The sequence below is a fragment of the Bacillus sp. ES1-5 genome (genome assembly GCF_022487605.1).
Taxonomy (GTDB): domain Bacteria; phylum Bacillota; class Bacilli; order Bacillales; family Bacillaceae_G; genus Bacillus_A; species Bacillus_A wiedmannii.
Genome location: NZ_JAKVPU010000001.1, coordinates 1,745,709 through 1,765,597, shown reverse-complemented (window position 1 = coordinate 1,765,597; position 19,889 = coordinate 1,745,709). Strand labels below are relative to the sequence as shown.

The following is a 19,889-nucleotide window of genomic DNA, read 5'->3' as shown; positions in this document are numbered from 1 at the left end:
ATAAATTTTTTGTAAAAATTGTCGAAATGTAGTTCTATATAACGAATCATTTGATATGATAGAAATGCTGAGAAAATATGAAATAGGGAGAGGAAAATGACTGTGAAGAAATTGTTAAGTGTCTTTTTATCATTCATACTATTGCTTTCATTTACTGGAACTTTAGTACAAGCAGAAGAAACGACTTCTATGTCAGTAGAAAAAGCAATTCAAGTATTTAAACAACAAGGGAAAACGAAGGGGATAGTGGAAGGGTATATCGTTGGATATACGCAAAGTCCTTCTAAATACACGAAAGATCCAGCTAAGTTTGATGATACAAACGTAGCAATTGCGGATTCGCCAAATGAAACGAATCCAGACAAAATCATGCCTGTTCAGTTGCCAAAGGGTGATGTGAGAGCGGCAGTAAACGTGAAAGATCATCCTGAAAATATCGGGAAGAAAGTTAGTTTAACAGGGACGCTTGAATTATATTTTAGTAGCCCCGGTTTAAAATCGGTAACAGCTCATAAGTTTCAAGGGGAAGGACAAAACCGTGTTAGCGATGTAGTAGCTTCGCCAGGTAGCGGAGAAGTTGCGAAGGGCACAGCGGTAACATTAACAACGAATACAGAAGGAGCAACAATCTACTATACGTTAGATGGCTCTAATCCTACAAATAAAAGCGTTCGTTATAACGGACAAATTATGGTGAATGAAAATAGTGTGATTAAAGCAATCGCAGAGAAAGAAGGGCTTACTTCTTCAGCGGTTTCAACATTTTCATTTATTATCGTAAATAATGAACCAGTTCGTATTCATGATATTCAAGGGAAATCACATGTTTCTCCTTACAAAGGGAAGAAAGTATACAATGTGGAAGGCGTTGTAACAGCACTTGATAAAAATGGTTTTTATATAGAAGATAACCAGCCGGATAATGATCCAGCTACGTCAGAAGGTATGTACGTATACAAAAAAGATGCGAATGTAGTGGTAGGAGATCTTATTCAAGTTGATGGAGAAGTAGAAGAATATGTTGGTCCTGGATATGCAGAAAGGTTTGACACAGATTTAACGACGACGGAAATTAAAGCGAGCCGCGTTGCTGTAATCGCAAAAGATCAACCTTTACCAGCACCGATTGTACTAGGAGAAAACGGTGTGAAAATCCCTGATCAAATTATCGATAATGATGCATTCGGTTTATTTGATCCAAATGAAGATGCAATTGACTTTTATGAAAGTATAGAAGGTATGCGCGTTACGATGCCAACACCAAAAATTATTGCCCCTCAGAAAAACGGCAATTTATATGTAACAGTAGAAAATGGCGGAGATAAAGTCGTAACGAAATATGGCACACCTGTATTAGATGAAAATCAATTAAATCCAGAGCGTCTTTCTGTAAAAGTCCCTCGTGATTATGTAGCAAAAGTAGGAGATACTTTTACTGGAGATATAACAGGGGTAGTCGGATATGATTACGGTTCGTTCCGCATTTCGCCAATAACAGAATTACCATCAGTAGTGGACGGTGGATTTAAGCAAGTAGGGGCAAATATTCAGCCTCGTCTTGATAAGTTAACAGTTGCTACATATAACATTGAAAACTTCTCGGCGAATAAAAAAGAAACAACAGATGAAAAAGTAAAAGCGTTAGCGTATTCTATTAAATACAATTTAAAAATGCCAGATATTATCGGTGTAGAGGAAATGCAAGATAATAACGGAACGATTAATGACGGTACAACAGATGCTTCATTAAGCGCAAAACGTATCATTGATGCAGTTTTAGAAATTCGTGGACCGAAGTATGAGTATGTAGAAATTGCTCCGAATAATAATCTAGACGGAGGAGCACCAGGAGCGAATATTCGCGTCGGTTTCTTCTACAACCCATCACGCGTGAAATTAGCAGCAGTACCGAAGTTACTTGATAAAAATGTCGTTCGCATTGGAGACGAAAATCCATTATTTGAAAGTACACGTAAACCGCTTGCAGCAGAATTTACGTTCCAAGGACAAAACGTTGTTGTCGTTGCAAATCACTTAAACTCAAAAATAGGAGATGCAACGCCATTTGGAAAAGTGCAGCCGCTCGTATTAAAGAGTGAAGAAAAACGAATTCAGTTAGCACAAGAAGTAAATCACTTCGTACAAGGAATTCAGAAAAAGAACACGAATGCACCAGTTGTTGTGTTAGGGGATATGAACGATTTTGAGTTCGCTAAACCACTAAAAGCACTAGAAGGAACAAACTTAAAGAATATGTTAAACACAGTGCCGAAAGAGAACCGCTACACGTATATTCATGAAGGAAATGCACAAGTGTTAGATCATATTTTAGTAACAAACAACATCGCACCACACACAATTGTAGATCCAGTACACTTAAACTCAAACATTATGAAAGAACATGGACGTGTAAGTGACCACGACCCAGTACTTGCTCAAATTGATTTGAAGAAAGCTTCTTAAATAGTCATGAAAGAACGCTTAGAGATATACTGAGCGTTCTTTTTCTGTAAAAATCATGTTAAAATTAACTAAAAATTCAGCTTTTTATAACAAGGAGGTTAAAGATGCAAGCGTGGTTAAATGGAAAATTAATGAATCAGCTTGCAATTTTGTTTAGTACAATCGTCATGCTTCAGTTTGTAGCTGATGTAACAGGACTTACTCAAAATTTGGATATTACATATAATTTAATACATACAGCATCGTCCTATGTAACATTTAGTTTGGCAGTCATTTTTACTCTAATAGGCGCAAGAAGAGAATTAAGTACATATGCAATTATTTTATTATGTTCAGTTGTAGGTATTAAAGCGATTTATTTTGCGGCGATCGTTATTTTATGGGGATTGGCAGGTACGCCGTAAAGGGGAGATGATTATAAGATTGATAAATGTAAATGATAATAAGAGCGTAATTCTCTAAGCTAACTTAGGGAATTACGCTCTTATTCGTTCAATGATTTAGTCCGAAATTGCTTGAAACGCTTTTCTACACCGATCTCTTTTTTGCAGTCTTCTTCTATATTTTTTCCTATCCCGCTTTACGCCTTGTATATACATAAATAAGCTAACGAGAAGGAAGAAAGTACATTGCAACGTTAAAATGTACGGTGACATGCCTTGCAATGGTTGTTTCGGATCATATAAATGAATAGGTGCTCCGCCTATTGAAGGAAATATTGTATTTAGCAGGACGTAAGGAATGGAGGCAACTGCAAATGGAAAGAGAATTGCCATATAGTCCTTTTGTGACCATACAGATGCAGCAAGTCCTAAAAGAGCCATTAAACCTGCAAATAAAAAATTAATTCCGATATATACAGTAATGTAAGTGAGAGGCGCATCGAAATATAGGTTTGCGAACATTCCATCAGCATTTATGATGCCTGAACCAATCGTAGGTGTTCCGTCTGGAATGGTTAATTTGCAAAATAATAACGATAAGATGAATGGAAATGTATAAAGAAATCCTCCGCAAAAAAACGTAACGATATATTTCATTACTGAATAAGGAAATATAGAAATCCCCTTACTCACAAACGGTTTAAAACCATCTGACTTATCCGAATTGTAACTTGTACTAAAGGGGAAACTCGCAATAACTGGCATTAATAATAAATAAACATCCATTTCATTGTCGCGAAATCCGATCCATTTTATATCTGTTGAAATAGGTCCACTCGCAGCGTCTCCTAAATAACGAATGACATAGTAATAGTGATAAATACAAATAAGAACGAATCCACTAAACATAATAATTAAAGAAATACGACTACCAAAAGCTTGCTTTATATTTAAACGAAGCGCACGCATCATGACTGAAAAAGCCTCCACTATTTTGATAAACTTGTCTATTTTCTATATTACTATTAAATGTAAAGATTTTCTTGTTTTTTTATTTGATTATTTGAAAAAAGGGAAATTTGTTGTTGTTAAGTAAGGTTTAATCGTATATCTTAAGAACACCTTTTCCTTTTCTCTTTTCTTCTGATACACTATGACAGTATTATATAACTTGACTGGAATTTTTTTATACTGGAAATAATAAAAAAGAGAACTTGTATAGAATGTAAGCGTGTGGTAATATCAAATATGTACTGATTGACTATATTATCCAATTGGTCATTTTTGGAGGTGACGATGTGGCAATAGATCGAAAACGTTCTATTATTGAAGCTGCAACAAAGTCTTTTTCAGCGTTCGGTTATAAAGCAACAACGATGGATCAAGTAGCGAAGTTAGCGAATGTAGGAAAAGGAACGATTTATACTTTTTTCAAAAATAAAGAAGAGCTATTTGGCGAAATTATTTCTAATTTAATTACAGAAATGAAGCAAGTTGCAGAAAATGCAATTCGTTCAGATGTTTCATTTTTTGAAAATGTACATAGAGCATTATATAGCATATTAGAATTCAGAAAAGAACATCAGCTCATGATTAAGTTAATTCAAGAAGAGCGTGATATGGGAACGAAAGAAGTACAAGAAGTGATGCAACAAGTAGATGTGGAAATCGTTTCTGTCATTCAATCGTATTTAAAGATTGCGATTGAAAAAGGTGAGATTGGAAAATGTGATCCAGAAATTACAGCATTTATTATGCTTCGCTTATACGTATCGCTTATTTTTGATTGGGAAAAAAATCATGAACCGCTAGAAAAAGAGAAAATTGCAGAATTATTTGAACTTTATTTATTAAAAGGATTGTCAAACTAAGATAATCCTTTTATTATTATAAAAAGTGACCAAGTGAACAAATTGGTCATATATTTAATTTAAGGAGGGAAAATAGAAATAGTAATTTCATATTGAGTAAAAGTTGCATAGTATAAATTCGGGGATAAGGCATATGTATGAATAGGTATAGCCTTTTTATTTGGGAGAAAATGACCGAATGAACATTTTGGTCATTTGGAAAAGGGGGAGAAATGATGAAATGGAATCAGTTGCTTCGTAAAGAGTTTACTGAAATTATAAAAAGTAAAAAAATATTAATTCCAATTATCGCGGTATTATTCGTACCAATTTTATATGCAGGTATGTTTTTATGGGCCTTTTGGGATCCGTATAAACAGTTAGATGATTTACCAGTTGCGGTAGTCAATTTAGATAAAGGTGCAGTATTTGATGGGAAACCAATTGAGGTCGGAAAAGGGCTCGTTGATAACTTAAAAGATAATACAAGTTTCAAATGGGAATTTGTAAGTGAAAAAGAAGCGAAAAAAGGAATGGAAGGTAGAAAGTATTACATGTTAGTACGCATTCCAAATGACTTCTCAAGTAACGCTACAACGTTATTAAAAGATGATCCGAAACCATTAAACTTAGAATACATTCCAAACGAAAGCTTAAACTTCTTATCTTCACAAATTGGCGGAACAGCAATTGAAAAAATTAAAGGTGAAGTATCAAGTACGTTAACGAAAACATATGCAGAGAAAATGTTTGATTCTATTCAAGACGTCTCAAAAGGATTAGCAGATGGGGCGGAAGGAGCAAATAAACTACACGACGGATCAAGTGAGCTGCATGATGGTTCAAGTAAAGTGACGGATGGCCTTCATACACTGCAAGGGAAGTCTGGGGAGATGAAGGATGGAGTTGGGAAATTAGCAGATGGATCTAATAAATTAGTAGATGGATCAGGAAAAGTAACAAACGGTTTAAATACGCTAAATAGCAAAACAGGTGAAATGCAGATAGGTATCGGGAAATTAGTAGACGGATCTGGAAAAGTAACGAACGGTTTAAATACGTTAAATAGTAAAACAGGTGAGATGCAGACAGGTATCGGAAAATTAATAGATGGCTCTGGAAAAGTAACAGAAGGTTTAAATACGTTAAATAGCAAAACGGGTGAAATGCAAAAAGGAATTGGTGAATTACATGATGGATCTGAGAAAGTGACCGGTGGTTTGAACAAATTAGTAAGTAAATCCGGTGAATTAAAAACAGGAACAACTGATCTATCAAATGGTATGGAACAACTGGTTGGGGGGCAAAGCAAATTAGAGGGAGCTTCTCAAAAAATTGAAACGGGTTTGGAAGATTTAAATCGTACAGTGAAAAATTCTGCTGCAGATTTAAAGGAAATGCAGTCGAAAGGCCCTTCTATATTGAATACAGTAAATGAGAAAATAGATGGAGCTGGGGCGAATGTAAATCAGTTAAATGAGCTTACGCAATCAACAGCAGGAGATGCAAAAAATGCAGCACAAGAGGTAGCGAATTTACAAAAGCAAATTGAAAGTTTACCAAAAGAATATCAAGAGCAGTTACAACCATTCATAACAAGTGCTGTAAAAAGTACAGCGACAGTTCAGCAAAAAGCTGCCGGAGTAGCAGGTGGAACAAATAAATTAAATGAAGAACTAAAACAATTAAAAGGCGAAATAGATCAAAAAACAAGTGATACGCAAAACAAACTACCGAACACAGAGAAATTGGACTCTTTAACAGATAATATTGAGAAATTAGCCAGTATACAAAAAGGATTTGTTGTGAATTTCCAAGGGTTTGGTAAGAATTTAAATGCAGCAAAAGAAGGCGCAAATAAATTTGAAAACGAATCCAGTCAACTAATTGATGCGATAAATCAATTAGCAGATGGCTCTGAAAAAGTAACAGGTGGTTTAGGTGCATTATCTGCAGGGGCAAATCAAATGGCAGGTGGTGTAAATCAATTAGCAGATGGGTCTGGTCAAGTAACAGGTGGTTTAGGAACATTATCTGCAGGAGCAAATCAAATGGCAGGTGGAGTAAATCAATTAGCAGATGGGTCTGGTCAAGTAACAGGTGGTTTAGGGACATTATCTGTAGGAGCAAACCAAATGGTAGGTGGAGTAAATCAATTAGCAGATGGATCTAATCAAGTAACAACTGGCTTAGGTACTCTAAATGGTGGTCTAAATAAAATGTCAACAGGCTCAAGCCAGCTAATCGACGGCGTAAATAAACTAGCAGACGGCTCTGGAAAAGTAACAGATGGCCTCGTAAAAGTAAACGATGGTTCAGGTGAACTTGCTGAGAAACTTGGCGAAGGGGCAGAGAAAACTGGTGAAGTAAAAGGAACGGATAAAACGTATGATATGTTTGCAAGCCCTGTAAAAGTGAAGACAGAGAAAATGGCGGAAGTTCCAAACTACGGAACTGGATTTACACCATATTTCTTATCACTCGGTTTATTTGTTGGGGCATTACTATTATCAATCGTATATCCATTACGTGATACAGTGGGCGTTCCGAAATCAGGATTTAGTTGGTTTATTAGTAAGTTCGGTGTGTTACTATCAGTCGGTATTATTCAAGCGATAGTAGCAGATATCATATTACTATTCGGATTAGGTGTAGAAGTACAAAGTATTCCATACTTTATACTCTTTAGTATCGTTACAAGTTTAGCGTTTATTGCATTAATTCAATGTTTAGTAACAGCATTCGGTGATGCAGGTCGTTTCATTGCCATCATCACATTAATTATTCAGCTTACAACGAGTGCTGGAACATTCCCACTAGAATTGATTCCGAAGTTTTTACAACCATTCAATGCTTGGTTACCGATGACATACTCTGTATCAGGATTGAAAGCAGTCGTATCAAGTGGAGACTTTAACTTCATGTGGCAAAACGTAGGAATACTCATGATTTTCATCGTGGTATTATCACTTGGAACAATCGCATCCTTAACTTGGATGCACAAACGACAATTTAGAAATATTGCGGAAAACCAATCGATTGAAGCATAGAAAAAAGCACCTTTTCGGTGCTTTTTTATTTTAATGTAGGGTATCTTTTCTGTAGTTTATGTATAAACCTTTTTAAAAGCTATAGAGACGAAAGAAAAGGATTTACAACAATTTACAGAGAAAACTAGAATAGAGGAGTTGATATGATGAAAGGAAATCTTACTTATTATTTTATCGTAAATCCGCTAATCATCTTTCTTGTTTACGCCCTTTCACCTATCTTGTTTCGTAAAAAAAATATATAAATATAAAAGATGCACTAGGAATACTTTTAGTTTACTATGTGCTAATTAGCGGGTATTACCTTATGGATGTTATAAGTAAAAGAATGAAGAAGAATAGTGAAGAAAAACGATAAATCTTATTGCATAAAAACCGATGGAGGACAACAAAATGACTGAAAGTGAAATGAAATTCAGGGATACGACCATTCGTAACTTTTTCGATAAAGAGGACCGTCTAAAATCGATTCCAGGTCAAAAGAAGAAAAAACTAGTATTGTTAGAGCATTTAGTTAACAAGTTAGATGCAGAGAAACAGTATACGGAAAAAGAAATGAATACATTCATAAAACAATATCATGATGATTTTTGTACAATTAGACGCGAGTTTATTGTACACGGGTTTATGGACCGAGAGGATAATATGTATCGTATAAATGGGAGAGAAGTGTGGGCAAAGTGGGAGGAGTTAAAGTAATGAATTTCACTTTATCTATTCTTCTTTGTAGTTTTTAGAAAAAGGTACGAGGTGATTTAGTGATACGATTTGCAAAAGAGATTGATGCGGAAGCAATTATGGATATTAGAAAAGAAATTATATTATCGGAAACTACTACAAAGTTTTTCATAGTATCTCCAAAGAAATTACCAAATGATAGTAATGCAGAAAGAGAAAAGATACGGAAAAGTAATGAAAAAGGTAATCTTTACATAGTTTATGAAGTTGATAAAAAAGTGGTTGGTTTTTTAATTTTCAATCAATATGAACGAGAACGCTTACGACATGCAGGTACAATGGGAATGGGGATAAGGGAGGCGTACTGTAATCAAGGCATTGGTACGAAACTAATTGAATTTCTTATTCGTTGGGCTAAAGAGCAGAAAGGTTTAGAGAAAATTTGCTTAGGCGTAGTTTCTGTTAATGATAGGGCGATTAAGGTGTACAAACGTATGGGATTTGTAGAAGAAGGCAGACAAAGAAAGCAAATTAAATATGAAGATGGATCATATGGAGATGACGTATTGATGGGGTTTCATATTGAATGAAAAGAGGGATTTTCTGTTAGCAGTAAGCAACATGCATGGATACGGGATTTTCTGAGTAATCGTATAGTCAGTGAAGAGACTACCAATATTGGCAGTCTCTCTTTAGTGGAAATGTTTACACTGAGCGAATCGTAAGTTCCAGTCGCTCTTTCTGACGAAGATGATGTGCAAAATGCATAGAAATAAGCTGGAACCATTCTGCTGCATGTAAGTAACCAAGCCCAGGATGTTTGACTTTACAATCACTTGGAATAGTAGGAAGTGTCGGCTCTATTTTTTTTATAATTGTAATTAATTCTAGAAGCTGTTTCCGTACGTCTTCTTTATTAGCTGGGTTCTCAGGCGTATATCCAGGATGATCTGGTAATTTGATTTTTATGTCTGGGAAAGCCTCCATCATATATACCTTTTCTCCCATATCCGTTTTTTTGTTAGTTGCAGAAGGCACTTCATTTCTACATTTCGCTATTGCATCTAACTGCATGCGTGTAGCTGAAATTAAATGATTATACATTTGACCGAGAGACCATTCCTCACTAGAAGGCTTCATCCTAAATTGTTCTATAGAGTACTTTTCTAATTCCTCTATGTAGTACTTTGCTAACTCTTCAAATTTCTTCATATCACTAACTCCTTTTTATGAAAATGTATTTGTTACTACCTACTATAAAGAAGTAATGCTGACAACATTATGTCAGTAGTGAAATGCAACAATTAAAGTTGTAACATTTTTTTTGCTTCATCACAGATTTTCTCAGAAAGAATTTTTGGCTCAAGTACTTGCACTTGGCTTCCCCAGCTCAATACCCATTGAAATACTTCGTCTATGTTTCTTGATTTCAACAAGACATGAAAGCCATTGTCTTTATGTTCGTATGAATCTATAAAAAAGTAGCGGGATTCAATAATCTTATGTGCAATATGAGATGGAAACAATAAATGAATCATAACAGTGCGATTGCTTTCAGGTTTATAGTTTTGTAAAGAAAAGTCTTTCGGTTTTGTGAAAAATTCTTGCTCTTGTTGCAATTTATCCATACGATCTAAACGAAAATTACGTATTTGTTTTCGAAGTAAACAATGGGCAACGATGTACCAAATTCCTGAAATATTGACTAAACCGTAAGGCTGAACGATTCGCTTTATTTTTGTAGTATCTCTCGCTTTACGATAAGAAAAAGAGATAGCTTGTTCTTTTTGAATAGATTCTTGCAACAGGATCAGTTGGTTTTCAAGTTTTTCTTGTTCAGGTTGCTGCTGCGAAAATATAGGAGAAAGAAAACGAAAAGTTCCTCGTAATTCCCGGGCTTTCTTTTGTTGATCAGCAGGGAGAACAACCTCAAGTTTCTCTTTTGCTGATCGCGCATGTACAGAAAAAGAAGAAGTGAAAGTTTTCTCGATATAATCACCGCCTAGTAAAAGAGTAACAGCCTCTTCAGGCGTAAGTTGAATGGGAGGCAAGAAATAGCCATCCATTAAGGAATAACCGTGGCCAGGCATTGAATAGATTGGAACACCCGATTCGTTAAGTGCATCCATATCTCGATAAATCGTTCTTATACTTGTCTCAAATTTCTCAGCTAAGCTTTTTGCTGTAACAGTTTGTTTTCTTTGTAATTCAATTAATATAGCTAATAAACGATCTGTCCGATTCATGAAATATCACCTTCAATTTTTATAAATATGCCCACTGTAAACTTCTAAAAGTAATATAAATTTCCCTCCCATTAACAGACTTTTTCCTATGTATAATATTAATATAGTAAAATCATAACAACCCATATTGCAGTTTCCAATAATATACTATATAATCAGTTTAAGAAAACGTTTTCATGCAAAGGGGGAGAATTTCGTGTCGACTATAGAGGACGTGGCGAAATTAGCGGGGTTATCAAGGACAACGGTTTCTAGGGTAATCAATAATCATCCATATGTTTCAGATGAGAAGAAAAAAAGGGTTCAATTAGCAATGAAGCACTTAGGCTTTGTTCCTAATTCTGCGGCGAGAAGGCTTCGTAAACAAAAAACGGAAACAATTGCGGTGCTAGTTCCAAGGATTACAAATCCTTTCTTCAGTCGATTTATTGAAGCAATCGAGATTGCTGCTTCTGAACATAAATATAAACTGATTATTTGTCAAACAAGATATTTACCGGAAAAAGAGATGGAGTATTTACAATTATTATCTACGAAACAAGTAGATGGGATTATTCTATGTTCACTAGAAAATCCGTGGGAAGATGTAGAGCCATACTTACAGCACGGTCCGATCGTGTTATGTAATGAATATATTGAGGAAGCAAATGTTCCAACAGTGAAGTTTGATCATGCGCAAGGAGCATATATAGCTGCTAAGCATGTGTTAGAACAAGGATATCGTAATCTTATTTTTTGCCGTGGTAACGAAACCAAAGTGGTTAGCCAGCAGCGAAAAATGGGCTTTTTACGTGCAATAACTGAGAAGAGCCGCCAAGTAGAAGCGATCGATTTTCTTGAAAACGCTTTCTCTTGGGATGATGGAAAGAGAATATTCCATGAAGTATTAAAGGACAAAAAAAATCCTACCGCGATTTTGGCAGGAGGCGACGAGGTTGCAGCTGGAATCATTTCAGAGGCAAAACGCCATGACTGGAGCATTCCAGATGATCTCGCTGTTATTGGTTTTGATAATCAAATATTATCACAGATTACTGAGCCAGGTATTACGACAATTGAACAGCCAATCGATGAGATGGCCCGAAAAGTTGTCGACCTGATGATGGATAAAATCCATACGAAAAATTATCGACAAAAAGAATTGTATGAGTTTGAACTGGAGCTCTTGGTGAAAGGTTCAACGATGAAGAAGGATACGATGTTATTAGCCTAGTAGACTATGTCTGCTAGGTTTTTTTATGTTCATAAACTACTATTCTTCGTGAACGCAGTCATCACATTTGTTATGGTATGCTTCGTGCTGCTCATCAATTTCTTTCCCACAGTGCGCACAAGTTTTCGTTGGTAAATTTCTGAAAAACTCCATTGGTTGATCGATCATGTCAATCCCTCCATTTCCATTTCTTACTATCATTGTATTAGTACAAAAAACAAAAGTCAACAACTGTTTTATAACAAAATTGAAAAATAATGAAAAAGTTTAGGAAATGGATTATAGTTAACAATGTAGAATGTAAGTGAAACATGCATTCCTACTCGGTTTTAGAAAGGATGGATACATATGAAAATGACTGTTGTCGGCTTTTGGGGCGGCTTTCCAGAAGCGGGAGAAGCAACGTCGGGGTATTTGTTTGAACACGATGGTTTTCGTTTACTTGTCGACTGTGGTAGTGGTGTACTAGCACAGCTTCAAAAATATATAACACCATCTGATATAGATGCAGTTGTACTGTCACACTATCATCATGATCATGTTGCAGACATTGGGGTATTGCAATATGCGAGATTAATTACGAGTGCGACAACAAGGCAACTACCGGAATTACCAATATACGGTCATACGTTTGACGAGAATGGATTCCATTCTTTAACGCATGAACCGCATACGAAAGGAATCGCGTACAATCCAGAAGAAACACTTCAAGTTGGACCGTTCTCGATTTCATTCTTAAAAACTGTTCATCCTGTTACATGTTTTGCGATGCGTATTACAGCTGGTAGTGACGCTGTAGTATACAGCGCTGATTCCAGTTATATTCCTGAATTTATTACATTCACAAAAGATGCTGATCTTTTCATTTGTGAGTGTAATATGTATGCACATCAAGAGGCTGCAAAAGCAGGGCATATGAATAGTACAGAAGTAGCAAGTATTGCGAAAGATGCGAATGTAAAAGAACTTTTATTAACGCACTTACCACATACAGGAAACCCATCTGATTTAGTAACAGAAGCAAAACAAATTTTCAGTGGCCATATTACGCTAGCGCATAGTGGTTACGTATGGAACTCATGAGGTGATATGATGTTATTTATTGATAATAAAGGAATTACAGATCCTAGAATAAACTTAGCGATTGAAGAATATTGTGTGAAGAATTTAGATATTAACGAAACATATTTACTGTTCTACATTAATGAGCCTTCAATTATCATTGGTAAAAACCAAAACACAGTAGAAGAAATTAATGCGGATTACGTAAAAGAACAAGGTATTCATGTCGTTCGTCGTTTATCAGGCGGAGGCGCAGTATATCACGATTTAGGAAACTTAAACTTCAGCTTTATTACGAAAGATGATGGAGACAGTTTCAGCAACTTCAAAAAATTCACTGAGCCTGTAACGAAAGCACTTGGTAAATTAGGTGTAAATGCAGAACTAAGTGGTCGTAACGACATTTTAGCTGAAGGTAGAAAAATTTCAGGTAACGCGCAGTTCTCAACGAAAGGTCGTATGTTTAGTCACGGTACGTTACTATTTGACTCTGAAATCGATCACGTCGTATCAGCGTTAAAAGTAAAAATGGATAAAATCCAATCAAAAGGAATTAAATCAATCCGTAGCCGCGTTGCGAACATTACAGAGTTCTTAAAAGAAAAGATGACGACAGAAGAGTTTAGACAACTTCTTCTAGAAACAATTTTCGAAGGGGAGACAGAAATTCCAACGTACGAATTAACAGAAAATGATTGGAAAGAAATCCATAAACTTTCTGAAGAGCGCTACCGCAATTGGGACTGGAACTACGGAAAATCTCCGAAGTTCAACTTACAACATTCACACCGCTTCCCAGTTGGACAAGTTGACGTTCGTCTTGAAGTGAAAAAAGGAACAGTAACAGAATGTAAAATTTACGGTGACTTCTTCGGATCACTAGATGTGCATGACATTGAAGAGCGTCTAACAGGCGTACAATTTGATAAAGATGCATTCACTGCAGCTTTAGAAGGCGTAGATATTAAACGCTACTTCGGTAATATTACAACAGAAGATTTCTTACATTTATTCTTCTAAAAATAAGGGAGGCTGCCGTAACGGGCAGCCTCTTTTTTTGCGTAGATTGTCACGTTTTATCGATAAGTCGATATATTTTAAAAATCGCCGATATAATTTCATTCACCATAAAATCACAGGACATTTGCCTCTTATAAAGGAATATATATATATTCAAAAGGAGGCGAATTGAAATGAAAAGGGTAATGTACGTTGTATTACTGCTCAGCTTCGTCATCGGAATGACAGCTTGTAACGATGAAACTTCCTCAAGTCGCACACTTTTATCGATTGGAAAGCCAGCGAAGGATAATGTCATATATTTTACGCATACGGATAACAAACGAAAGATAGATGATATACAAACAATGTTTCAAAATAAGGAATGGAAAAGAAATGAAACGTTTAGTACGGTGAATAAAACACCAGATCTTGTCTTGTCGATAGATGAGGCCAATAATGGGTTACCGACATTATATGTTACATTGTTTTTTCATGAAAATGGAGCGGATGCATTCAACTTGTATGGGGAGCATACGAGCTTGAATAAAGAGGAACTAGAAAAACTTAGCGAAAAGATGAGTGCATATTATCCTGAAATGATTTTAGCCTTAGTTTCATAATGTGTAGGTGAATAGAATCCCCTTATCTTTCCAAAGTGAATCAACAGGAGGTGATCGTTGTATATGCAGTTAATGGAATATCACTTGCTACTTTAATTTTCTTTTAATATAATTAATTTAGAATTTTTAAATATTCTAAATTTTATAAAGGTGGGGTTTGTGTGAATCTCGTTCAATCTTTGGCTGAAACGGCGAAAAAGAAGGGGGATAAACCGGCTTATATATTTATGGATCAGTCGGTCTCGTATGACCAATTAAACAAAATGGTCACAAGGTTTTCTAGCAATTTAGCATCAATGGGCATTGGAAAAGGGGAAAATGTCGCATTAGTTGTTGGAAACTCACCACATTTTTTGGTCGGTTTATACGGAACAATGAAAGCTGGAGCAACAGTTATTCCAGTTAATCCAATTTATACAGCAGACGAAATGCATTATATTTTACAAAATGGAGATGTAAAAACAATTATCGTACTCGACGTCCTTCTACCTGTTATACAATCTCTTACAACTAGACTTCCTTCACTTGAAAACATCATCATATGCGAAACCTCATCAGATTTTAACCATGCAGAAACCGAAAAAATGAAAACGTTTACCAGAATGATAGGGGCTGGGGATTTAACTTACGAAGGCCCAGAGCTAGATGAAGAAGATGTAGCGGTTATTCTATACACTTCAGGCACAACTGGAAAACCGAAAGGTGCGATGTTAACACATAAAAATTTATATAGTAATGCGAGCGATGTTGCTTCGTATTTACAATATACTGCTGATGACCGCGTCGTTGCGGCTTTGCCAATGTTCCATGTATTTTGTTTAACGGTGGCGGTCAATGCGCCAATTGTGAACGGAGCAACTATTTTAATGTTACCGAAATTTAGTCCGAAAGAAGTATTCCGTATTTGTCGTACGTATGAGCCAACGATTTTTGCTGGTGTACCGACGATGTACAATTATTTATATTTATTCGAAGAAGCAAGCGCAGAAGATGTGAAGACGCTTCGCCTTTGTATTTCAGGTGGTGCATCAATGCCTGTTGCTCTTCTGCAAAACTTTGAAAAACGTTTTGACGTAATCGTTTCAGAAGGATACGGTTTATCGGAAGCATCACCAGTTACTTGTTTTAACCCGCTAGATCGTCCGCGTAAACCAGGATCAATCGGTACAAATATTTGGCATGTAGAAAACAAAATTGTGAATGAACTTGGGGAAGAAGTACCTGTTGGCGCAGTCGGTGAATTAATTGTTCGCGGGCCTAACGTTATGAAAGGATACTATAACGCGCCAGAAGATACAGCAGCGACATTGAAAGATGGTTGGCTGTATACAGGTGACTTAGCGAAAATGGATGAAGAAGGTTACTTCTATATCGTTGATCGTAAAAAAGATATCGTCTTAGTTGGCGGTTATAACGTATACCCTCGTGAAGTAGAAGAAGTATTATATACACACGAATCTGTAGCAGAAGTTGTCGTAATCGGTGTTCCTGATGAAAACTTAGGAGAAGCAGTGCGAGCTTACGTCGTTCTAAAACAAGCTAACGTAACAGAAGAGGAACTTATGCATTATTGCACGTTACATTTAGCGAAATATAAAGTGCCAATGAGTATCGAATTTTTAACAGAGTTACCAAAGAATACGACAGGTAAATTGTTAAGAAGAGCTTTGAGAGAAAAAGCGATACAAGTATAAAAATAGGGGCAACCATCTTTATGAAGATGGTTGCCTTTCTATTTTTTAGCATTGGTTAAGCTATGGTGCCATATATTTAAACCGTAATATGACTAATAAGGAGGAGATATAAGTGGAGCAGAAGGACTTACGTTTACGGCGAGTACAATATCTTATTTGTGACATTATGGATGAAATGAATACTGATAGTGAGAAGAAAAACTTAGAGATTTTGCAGCAAGTCATTGATCACCTTTCAGGAGCGATAGGTGATTTAGTTGATCCATCAAGCTCGTATTCTATTGATTATTTGGAAAGAAAAGTTCATACGGCGCATTATTTACTTTTTAATAACGAGCGGAAGGCGTACTTATGTAGGAAATAGTATTATTAATTTTATTTGACATTGATAATCATTATCAATATGATAGTTATGTTGGGTATATTCATATAAAAGGAGATGTCGTATTGATAATGATTAAGAAAAAATATGTTAATGCGTTCGTTATAGCAGCAACTTTAGCAGTTCCATTCAGTGGTATTATGGCACCGATTGCGAAAGCAGAAGCGGCAGTAGAAATGAAAGTAAATAGCAAACTAGCAGATGGCACATATGACGTTATTTTAAAGACTTATAAAGATCAAACGAATGATACATCAGTTGCGTCTACATATTTAAAAAATGCAAAAGTAACCATTCAAGGTGATAAAAAAATCGTTACGTTAACAGTTCAAGATAGTAGCTATTTTCAGTATCTTAGAGTAGAAGATCCAAATAAAGTAGGAACATTCCATGATGTAAAAGTAATCTCCGAAGATAAAACGAATAACGGTACGAAAGTTGTTCAATTTGAAATTGGGGAGTTCTCGAAAAAATATAATATGCAAATGCATATATTAATTCCAGCAATTAAATATGATCATAAATATCAACTACAGTTTGAAATCGATGCAAGTGCAATTGAACAGAAGCCTAAATTCTCAGATGTACCAGCTTGGGCACAAGAATCAGTTCAATATTTAGTAGATAAAGAAGCTGTGCACGGTAAGCCAGACGGTACATTTGCTCCGGCTGAAAATATCGATCGTGGCTCAGCTGCGAAAATATTAGCAACTGTTTTAGGTTTAGAAATTAAGAAAGATGCAAAGCCATCATTCCCTGATGCACAAAATCACTGGGCTACACCATACATCGCAGCAGTTGAAAAAGCAGGTATTGTAAAAGGTGATGAGAAGGGTAACTTTAATCCAAGCGGGTTAATTAACCGTGCATCAATGGCTTCTATGCTAGTAAATGCATATAAATTAGAAAGAAATGAAAATATGAAACTACCAAAAGAATTTGCTGACTTAAACAATCATTGGGGTGCGAAGTATGCCAATATTTTAATCCAAGAAAACATTTCAATTGGAACAGATAATGGCTGGGCTCCAGATAAAGCGGTAAGCCGCGCGGAAGCAGCGCAATTTATTGCGAAGACGGATAAGTTAAAGAAATAAGGTGGAACTGTAATCAGTGAGGGACAATCCTCACTGATTTTTATTTAGGAAGAAAAAACAAAATCCAAGTTGACACATATGAATTACGGAATTAAAATGAAAAGAAATCGAATAGAATAAAATACATTAGAAGCTAATCAGATAAACTGAAGGCGCACAATGTTCACTTTTGTGAATAGATTGTGTGCCTTTTTCTATTGTATAAACTAAGGGGGCTTAACAATGAAAAAGTGGGGTAAGACAGCGTTTATGAAAAGTACAGGTATTTTATTATCAGCAGTTGTGCTTTTATCAGGATGTGGTTCGGCAACATCCACTAATAATTCTGAAGGAAGTGGAGATAAAAAAACAGTTGAGCTTTTAAATGTTTCGTATGATCCAACTAGGGAATTATATCAAGACTTCAATAAAGAATTTGCGAAGTATTGGAAAGAGAAAAATGGGCAAACGGTAAATGTAAAACAATCACACGGAGGATCTGGAAGTCAGGCGCGTTCTGTTATTGATGGTTTAGAAGCAGATGTTGTTACGCTAGCACTTGCTTATGATATTGATGCGATTAGCAAGAAGAAACAGTTAGCAGAAGACTGGCAGAAGCGATTTGCGGATAATTCAACTCCGTACACATCAACAATTGTATTTCTAGTGCGAAAGGGCAACCCGAAAGGAATTAAAGACTGGGATGATTTAACGAAAAAAGGTGTGTCTGTCATTACGCCAAATCCGAAAACATCAGGCGGAGCACGTTGGAACTATTTAGCGGCGTGGGGATACGCACTGAAAAAATATAATAATAGTGAAGATAAGGCGAAAGAATTTGTTGGCCAAATTTATAAAAACGTGGAAGTACTTGATTCAGGAGCGCGTGGAGCAACGACAACATTTGTTGAAAAAGGAATTGGAGACGTATTAATCGCGTGGGAAAATGAAGCGTTGTTATCACAAAAGGAACTTGGAAAAGACAAATTTGAAATTGTAACACCGTCTATTAGTGTACTTGCAGAACCACCAGTAGCGGTTGTAGATAAAGTCGTTGATAAAAAAGGAACGAAAAAAGTAGCAGAAGGATATCTAGAATATTTGTACTCAGAAAAAGGGCAGGAAATTGCGGCGAAAAACTTTTATCGTCCTCGTAATGAAAAAGTAGCAGAAAAATACGCATCTAAATTTCCGAAGATTCAATTATTTACAGTAGATGAACTATTTGGTGGTTGGAAAAAGGCGCAGGAAAAACACTTTAATGACGGCGGCGTATTCGATAAAATGTATCAAAAATAATGGGCGCTGCTAAAGGGGGATGAGGTGAAAGAAGATGAGAAAGAAACGTGTTTTACCAGGGTTTGGATTATCTCTTGGGTTTACAATGCTGTATATGAGTTTATTCGTACTTATACCACTTTCTATCGTATTTATTCAAACTTCACAGTTAGGTTGGAAGAAGTTTGCTGGAGTTATAACGAACGAGCGTGTGTTACATTCCTATCAAGTGAGCTTGACAACTTCATTTGCAGCGGCCGTTGTAAATGCCATTTTCGGTTTATTAATCGCTTGGGTACTCGTTCGCTACACATTTCCAGGGAAACGACTATTAGATGGACTCATTGATTTACCGTTTGCTCTGCCTACAGCTGTAGCTGGTATTACACTTACCACTTTATATGCGGAAAATGGCTGGATTGGAAAAATATTAAGTGTGTTTCATATAAAAGTAGCATTCACACAACTTGGAATAATCGTTGCGCTTACTTTTATCGGTTTACCATTTGTCGTTCGAATGGTGCAACCGGTACTTCAAAATATTGATAAAGAAATAGAAGAAGCGGCCTCGAGTTTAGGGGCATCACGCTTTCAAATATTTGTGAAAATCATTTTACCAGAAATCTTTCCCGCTCTTCTGGCGGGTTTTTCACTCGCATTTGCACGGGCATTAGGAGAATACGGATCTGTCGTTTTCATCGCAGGGAATATGCCGATGAAAACAGAAATTGCACCACTGATGATTATGACAAAACTAGAACAATATGATTATGCGGGCGCAACAGCTGTAGCGACTGTAATGCTTATTGTTTCTCTCCTTTTCCTTCTTCTTATCAATATGATTCAAAGCTGGAGTAGAAGGCATGAACTGAAAAGCGAATAGGAGGGGAGA

At 36.1% G+C, this 19,889-nt stretch carries 19 protein-coding genes and 1 pseudogene; 16 read left to right on the top strand and 4 right to left on the bottom strand.

Annotation, left to right across the window (positions count from 1 at the left end):
* The first annotated feature begins 96 nt into the window (after positions 1 to 96).
* Complete coding sequence (locus tag MKO96_RS09065) at positions 97 to 2,463, top strand: DUF6359 domain-containing protein (protein ID WP_240587292.1); 2,367 nt, start codon at positions 97 to 99, stop codon at positions 2,461 to 2,463.
* A 104-nt stretch (positions 2,464 to 2,567) separates the two neighbouring features.
* Positions 2,568 to 2,867, top strand: a complete 300-nt coding sequence (locus tag MKO96_RS09060) for a hypothetical protein (RefSeq protein WP_131933746.1) — start codon at positions 2,568 to 2,570, stop codon at positions 2,865 to 2,867.
* A gap of 96 nt (positions 2,868 to 2,963) precedes the next feature.
* On the opposite strand, the gene MKO96_RS09055 is transcribed toward MKO96_RS09060, so the two are convergent.
* Positions 2,964 to 3,818, bottom strand: a complete 855-nt coding sequence (locus tag MKO96_RS09055; protein WP_087979731.1) for a hypothetical protein — start codon at positions 3,816 to 3,818, stop codon at positions 2,964 to 2,966.
* 326 nt (positions 3,819 to 4,144) lie between these two features.
* On the opposite strand from MKO96_RS09055, the gene MKO96_RS09050 reads away from it, so the two are divergent.
* The 5 genes and pseudogenes from MKO96_RS09050 to MKO96_RS09030 all read left to right on the top strand — a co-directional run bounded on the left by MKO96_RS09050 (position 4,145) and on the right by MKO96_RS09030 (position 9,014).
* Positions 4,145 to 4,717 (top strand): TetR/AcrR family transcriptional regulator, encoded by a 573-nt coding sequence (locus tag MKO96_RS09050; RefSeq protein WP_088047869.1) that lies wholly within the window; start codon positions 4,145 to 4,147, stop codon positions 4,715 to 4,717.
* Between the two features lie 215 nt (positions 4,718 to 4,932).
* Entirely contained in the window at positions 4,933 to 7,746 is a 2,814-nt protein-coding gene (locus MKO96_RS09045; RefSeq protein WP_240587291.1) for a YhgE/Pip family protein, read from the top strand.
* Positions 7,747 to 7,889: 143 nt separating this feature from the next.
* Positions 7,890 to 8,104, top strand: a pseudogene (locus MKO96_RS09040) (hypothetical protein).
* 35 nt (positions 8,105 to 8,139) lie between these two features.
* Positions 8,140 to 8,445, top strand: a complete 306-nt coding sequence (locus tag MKO96_RS09035; RefSeq protein WP_141541938.1) for a DUF2087 domain-containing protein — start codon at positions 8,140 to 8,142, stop codon at positions 8,443 to 8,445.
* 59 nt (positions 8,446 to 8,504) lie between these two features.
* Positions 8,505 to 9,014, top strand: a complete 510-nt coding sequence (locus MKO96_RS09030) for a GNAT family N-acetyltransferase (protein ID WP_240587290.1) — start codon at positions 8,505 to 8,507, stop codon at positions 9,012 to 9,014.
* A 115-nt stretch (positions 9,015 to 9,129) separates the two neighbouring features.
* On the opposite strand, the gene MKO96_RS09025 is transcribed toward MKO96_RS09030, so the two are convergent.
* Together MKO96_RS09025 and MKO96_RS09020 are read right to left on the bottom strand one after the other, a co-directional pair.
* A complete protein-coding gene (locus MKO96_RS09025; protein ID WP_240587289.1) occupies positions 9,130 to 9,636 on the bottom strand; it encodes a DinB family protein in 507 nt (168 codons plus the stop codon).
* 92 nt (positions 9,637 to 9,728) lie between these two features.
* Entirely contained in the window at positions 9,729 to 10,670 is a 942-nt protein-coding gene (locus MKO96_RS09020) for a helix-turn-helix transcriptional regulator (protein ID WP_240587288.1), read from the bottom strand.
* Between the two features lie 196 nt (positions 10,671 to 10,866).
* Between MKO96_RS09020 and MKO96_RS09015 the strand changes: the two genes are divergently transcribed.
* Entirely contained in the window at positions 10,867 to 11,883 is a 1,017-nt protein-coding gene (locus tag MKO96_RS09015) for a LacI family DNA-binding transcriptional regulator (protein ID WP_000103724.1), read from the top strand.
* Between the two features lie 39 nt (positions 11,884 to 11,922).
* On the opposite strand, the gene yhfH is transcribed toward MKO96_RS09015, so the two are convergent.
* Positions 11,923 to 12,051 carry a protein YhfH gene (yhfH, locus tag MKO96_RS09010; protein WP_000567010.1) on the bottom strand — a complete coding sequence of 43 codons (129 nt, stop codon included), beginning with the start codon at positions 12,049 to 12,051 and terminating at the stop codon, positions 11,923 to 11,925.
* A 180-nt stretch (positions 12,052 to 12,231) separates the two neighbouring features.
* On the opposite strand from yhfH, the gene MKO96_RS09005 reads away from it, so the two are divergent.
* From MKO96_RS09005 to cysT, 8 genes are all read left to right on the top strand, one after another.
* Positions 12,232 to 12,966 carry an MBL fold metallo-hydrolase gene (locus tag MKO96_RS09005; RefSeq protein ID WP_240587287.1) on the top strand — a complete coding sequence of 245 codons (735 nt, stop codon included), beginning with the start codon at positions 12,232 to 12,234 and terminating at the stop codon, positions 12,964 to 12,966.
* A gap of 9 nt (positions 12,967 to 12,975) precedes the next feature.
* A complete protein-coding gene (gene lplA, locus MKO96_RS09000; RefSeq protein ID WP_240587286.1) occupies positions 12,976 to 13,965 on the top strand; it encodes a lipoate--protein ligase in 990 nt (329 codons plus the stop codon).
* 173 nt (positions 13,966 to 14,138) lie between these two features.
* On the top strand, positions 14,139 to 14,567 hold the full coding sequence (locus MKO96_RS08995; RefSeq protein WP_000832625.1) for a hypothetical protein: 429 nt from the start codon (positions 14,139 to 14,141) through the stop codon (positions 14,565 to 14,567).
* A gap of 161 nt (positions 14,568 to 14,728) precedes the next feature.
* A complete protein-coding gene (locus MKO96_RS08990) occupies positions 14,729 to 16,261 on the top strand; it encodes a fatty acid--CoA ligase family protein (RefSeq protein WP_240587285.1) in 1,533 nt (510 codons plus the stop codon).
* A 112-nt stretch (positions 16,262 to 16,373) separates the two neighbouring features.
* Positions 16,374 to 16,625, top strand: a complete 252-nt coding sequence (locus MKO96_RS08985) for a hypothetical protein (RefSeq protein WP_240587284.1) — start codon at positions 16,374 to 16,376, stop codon at positions 16,623 to 16,625.
* An 89-nt stretch (positions 16,626 to 16,714) separates the two neighbouring features.
* Positions 16,715 to 17,740: an S-layer homology domain-containing protein gene (locus MKO96_RS08980; protein ID WP_240587392.1), complete on the top strand. Its 1,026-nt coding sequence runs from the start codon at positions 16,715 to 16,717 to the stop codon at positions 17,738 to 17,740.
* Between the two features lie 222 nt (positions 17,741 to 17,962).
* On the top strand, positions 17,963 to 19,018 hold the full coding sequence (locus tag MKO96_RS08975; RefSeq protein ID WP_240587283.1) for a sulfate ABC transporter substrate-binding protein: 1,056 nt from the start codon (positions 17,963 to 17,965) through the stop codon (positions 19,016 to 19,018).
* Positions 19,019 to 19,052: 34 nt separating this feature from the next.
* Positions 19,053 to 19,880: a sulfate ABC transporter permease subunit CysT gene (gene cysT / locus MKO96_RS08970; protein WP_240587282.1), complete on the top strand. Its 828-nt coding sequence runs from the start codon at positions 19,053 to 19,055 to the stop codon at positions 19,878 to 19,880.
* The last annotated feature ends 9 nt before the right edge of the window (positions 19,881 to 19,889 follow it).

What these genes read in the sequence shown, in the direction of transcription:
- yhfH (WP_000567010.1), bottom strand. Translation starts at nt 12,051, where the DNA reads ATGATCGATCAACCAATGGAGTTTTTCAGAAATTTACCAACGAAAACT.
- MKO96_RS09020 (WP_240587288.1), bottom strand. Translation starts at nt 10,670, where the DNA reads ATGAATCGGACAGATCGTTTATTAGCTATATTAATTGAATTACAAAGA.
- MKO96_RS08980 (WP_240587392.1), top strand. Translation starts at nt 16,715, where the DNA reads ATGATTAAGAAAAAATATGTTAATGCGTTCGTTATAGCAGCAACTTTA.
- cysT (WP_240587282.1), top strand. Translation starts at nt 19,053, where the DNA reads ATGAGAAAGAAACGTGTTTTACCAGGGTTTGGATTATCTCTTGGGTTT.
- MKO96_RS09065 (WP_240587292.1), top strand. Translation starts at nt 97, where the DNA reads ATGACTGTGAAGAAATTGTTAAGTGTCTTTTTATCATTCATACTATTG.
- MKO96_RS09025 (WP_240587289.1), bottom strand. Translation starts at nt 9,636, where the DNA reads ATGAAGAAATTTGAAGAGTTAGCAAAGTACTACATAGAGGAATTAGAA.
- lplA (WP_240587286.1), top strand. Translation starts at nt 12,976, where the DNA reads ATGTTATTTATTGATAATAAAGGAATTACAGATCCTAGAATAAACTTA.
- MKO96_RS08975 (WP_240587283.1), top strand. Translation starts at nt 17,963, where the DNA reads ATGAAAAAGTGGGGTAAGACAGCGTTTATGAAAAGTACAGGTATTTTA.
- MKO96_RS08995 (WP_000832625.1), top strand. Translation starts at nt 14,139, where the DNA reads ATGAAAAGGGTAATGTACGTTGTATTACTGCTCAGCTTCGTCATCGGA.
- MKO96_RS09005 (WP_240587287.1), top strand. Translation starts at nt 12,232, where the DNA reads ATGAAAATGACTGTTGTCGGCTTTTGGGGCGGCTTTCCAGAAGCGGGA.
- MKO96_RS09035 (WP_141541938.1), top strand. Translation starts at nt 8,140, where the DNA reads ATGACTGAAAGTGAAATGAAATTCAGGGATACGACCATTCGTAACTTT.
- MKO96_RS09060 (WP_131933746.1), top strand. Translation starts at nt 2,568, where the DNA reads ATGCAAGCGTGGTTAAATGGAAAATTAATGAATCAGCTTGCAATTTTG.
- MKO96_RS09045 (WP_240587291.1), top strand. Translation starts at nt 4,933, where the DNA reads ATGAAATGGAATCAGTTGCTTCGTAAAGAGTTTACTGAAATTATAAAA.
- MKO96_RS09055 (WP_087979731.1), bottom strand. Translation starts at nt 3,818, where the DNA reads ATGATGCGTGCGCTTCGTTTAAATATAAAGCAAGCTTTTGGTAGTCGT.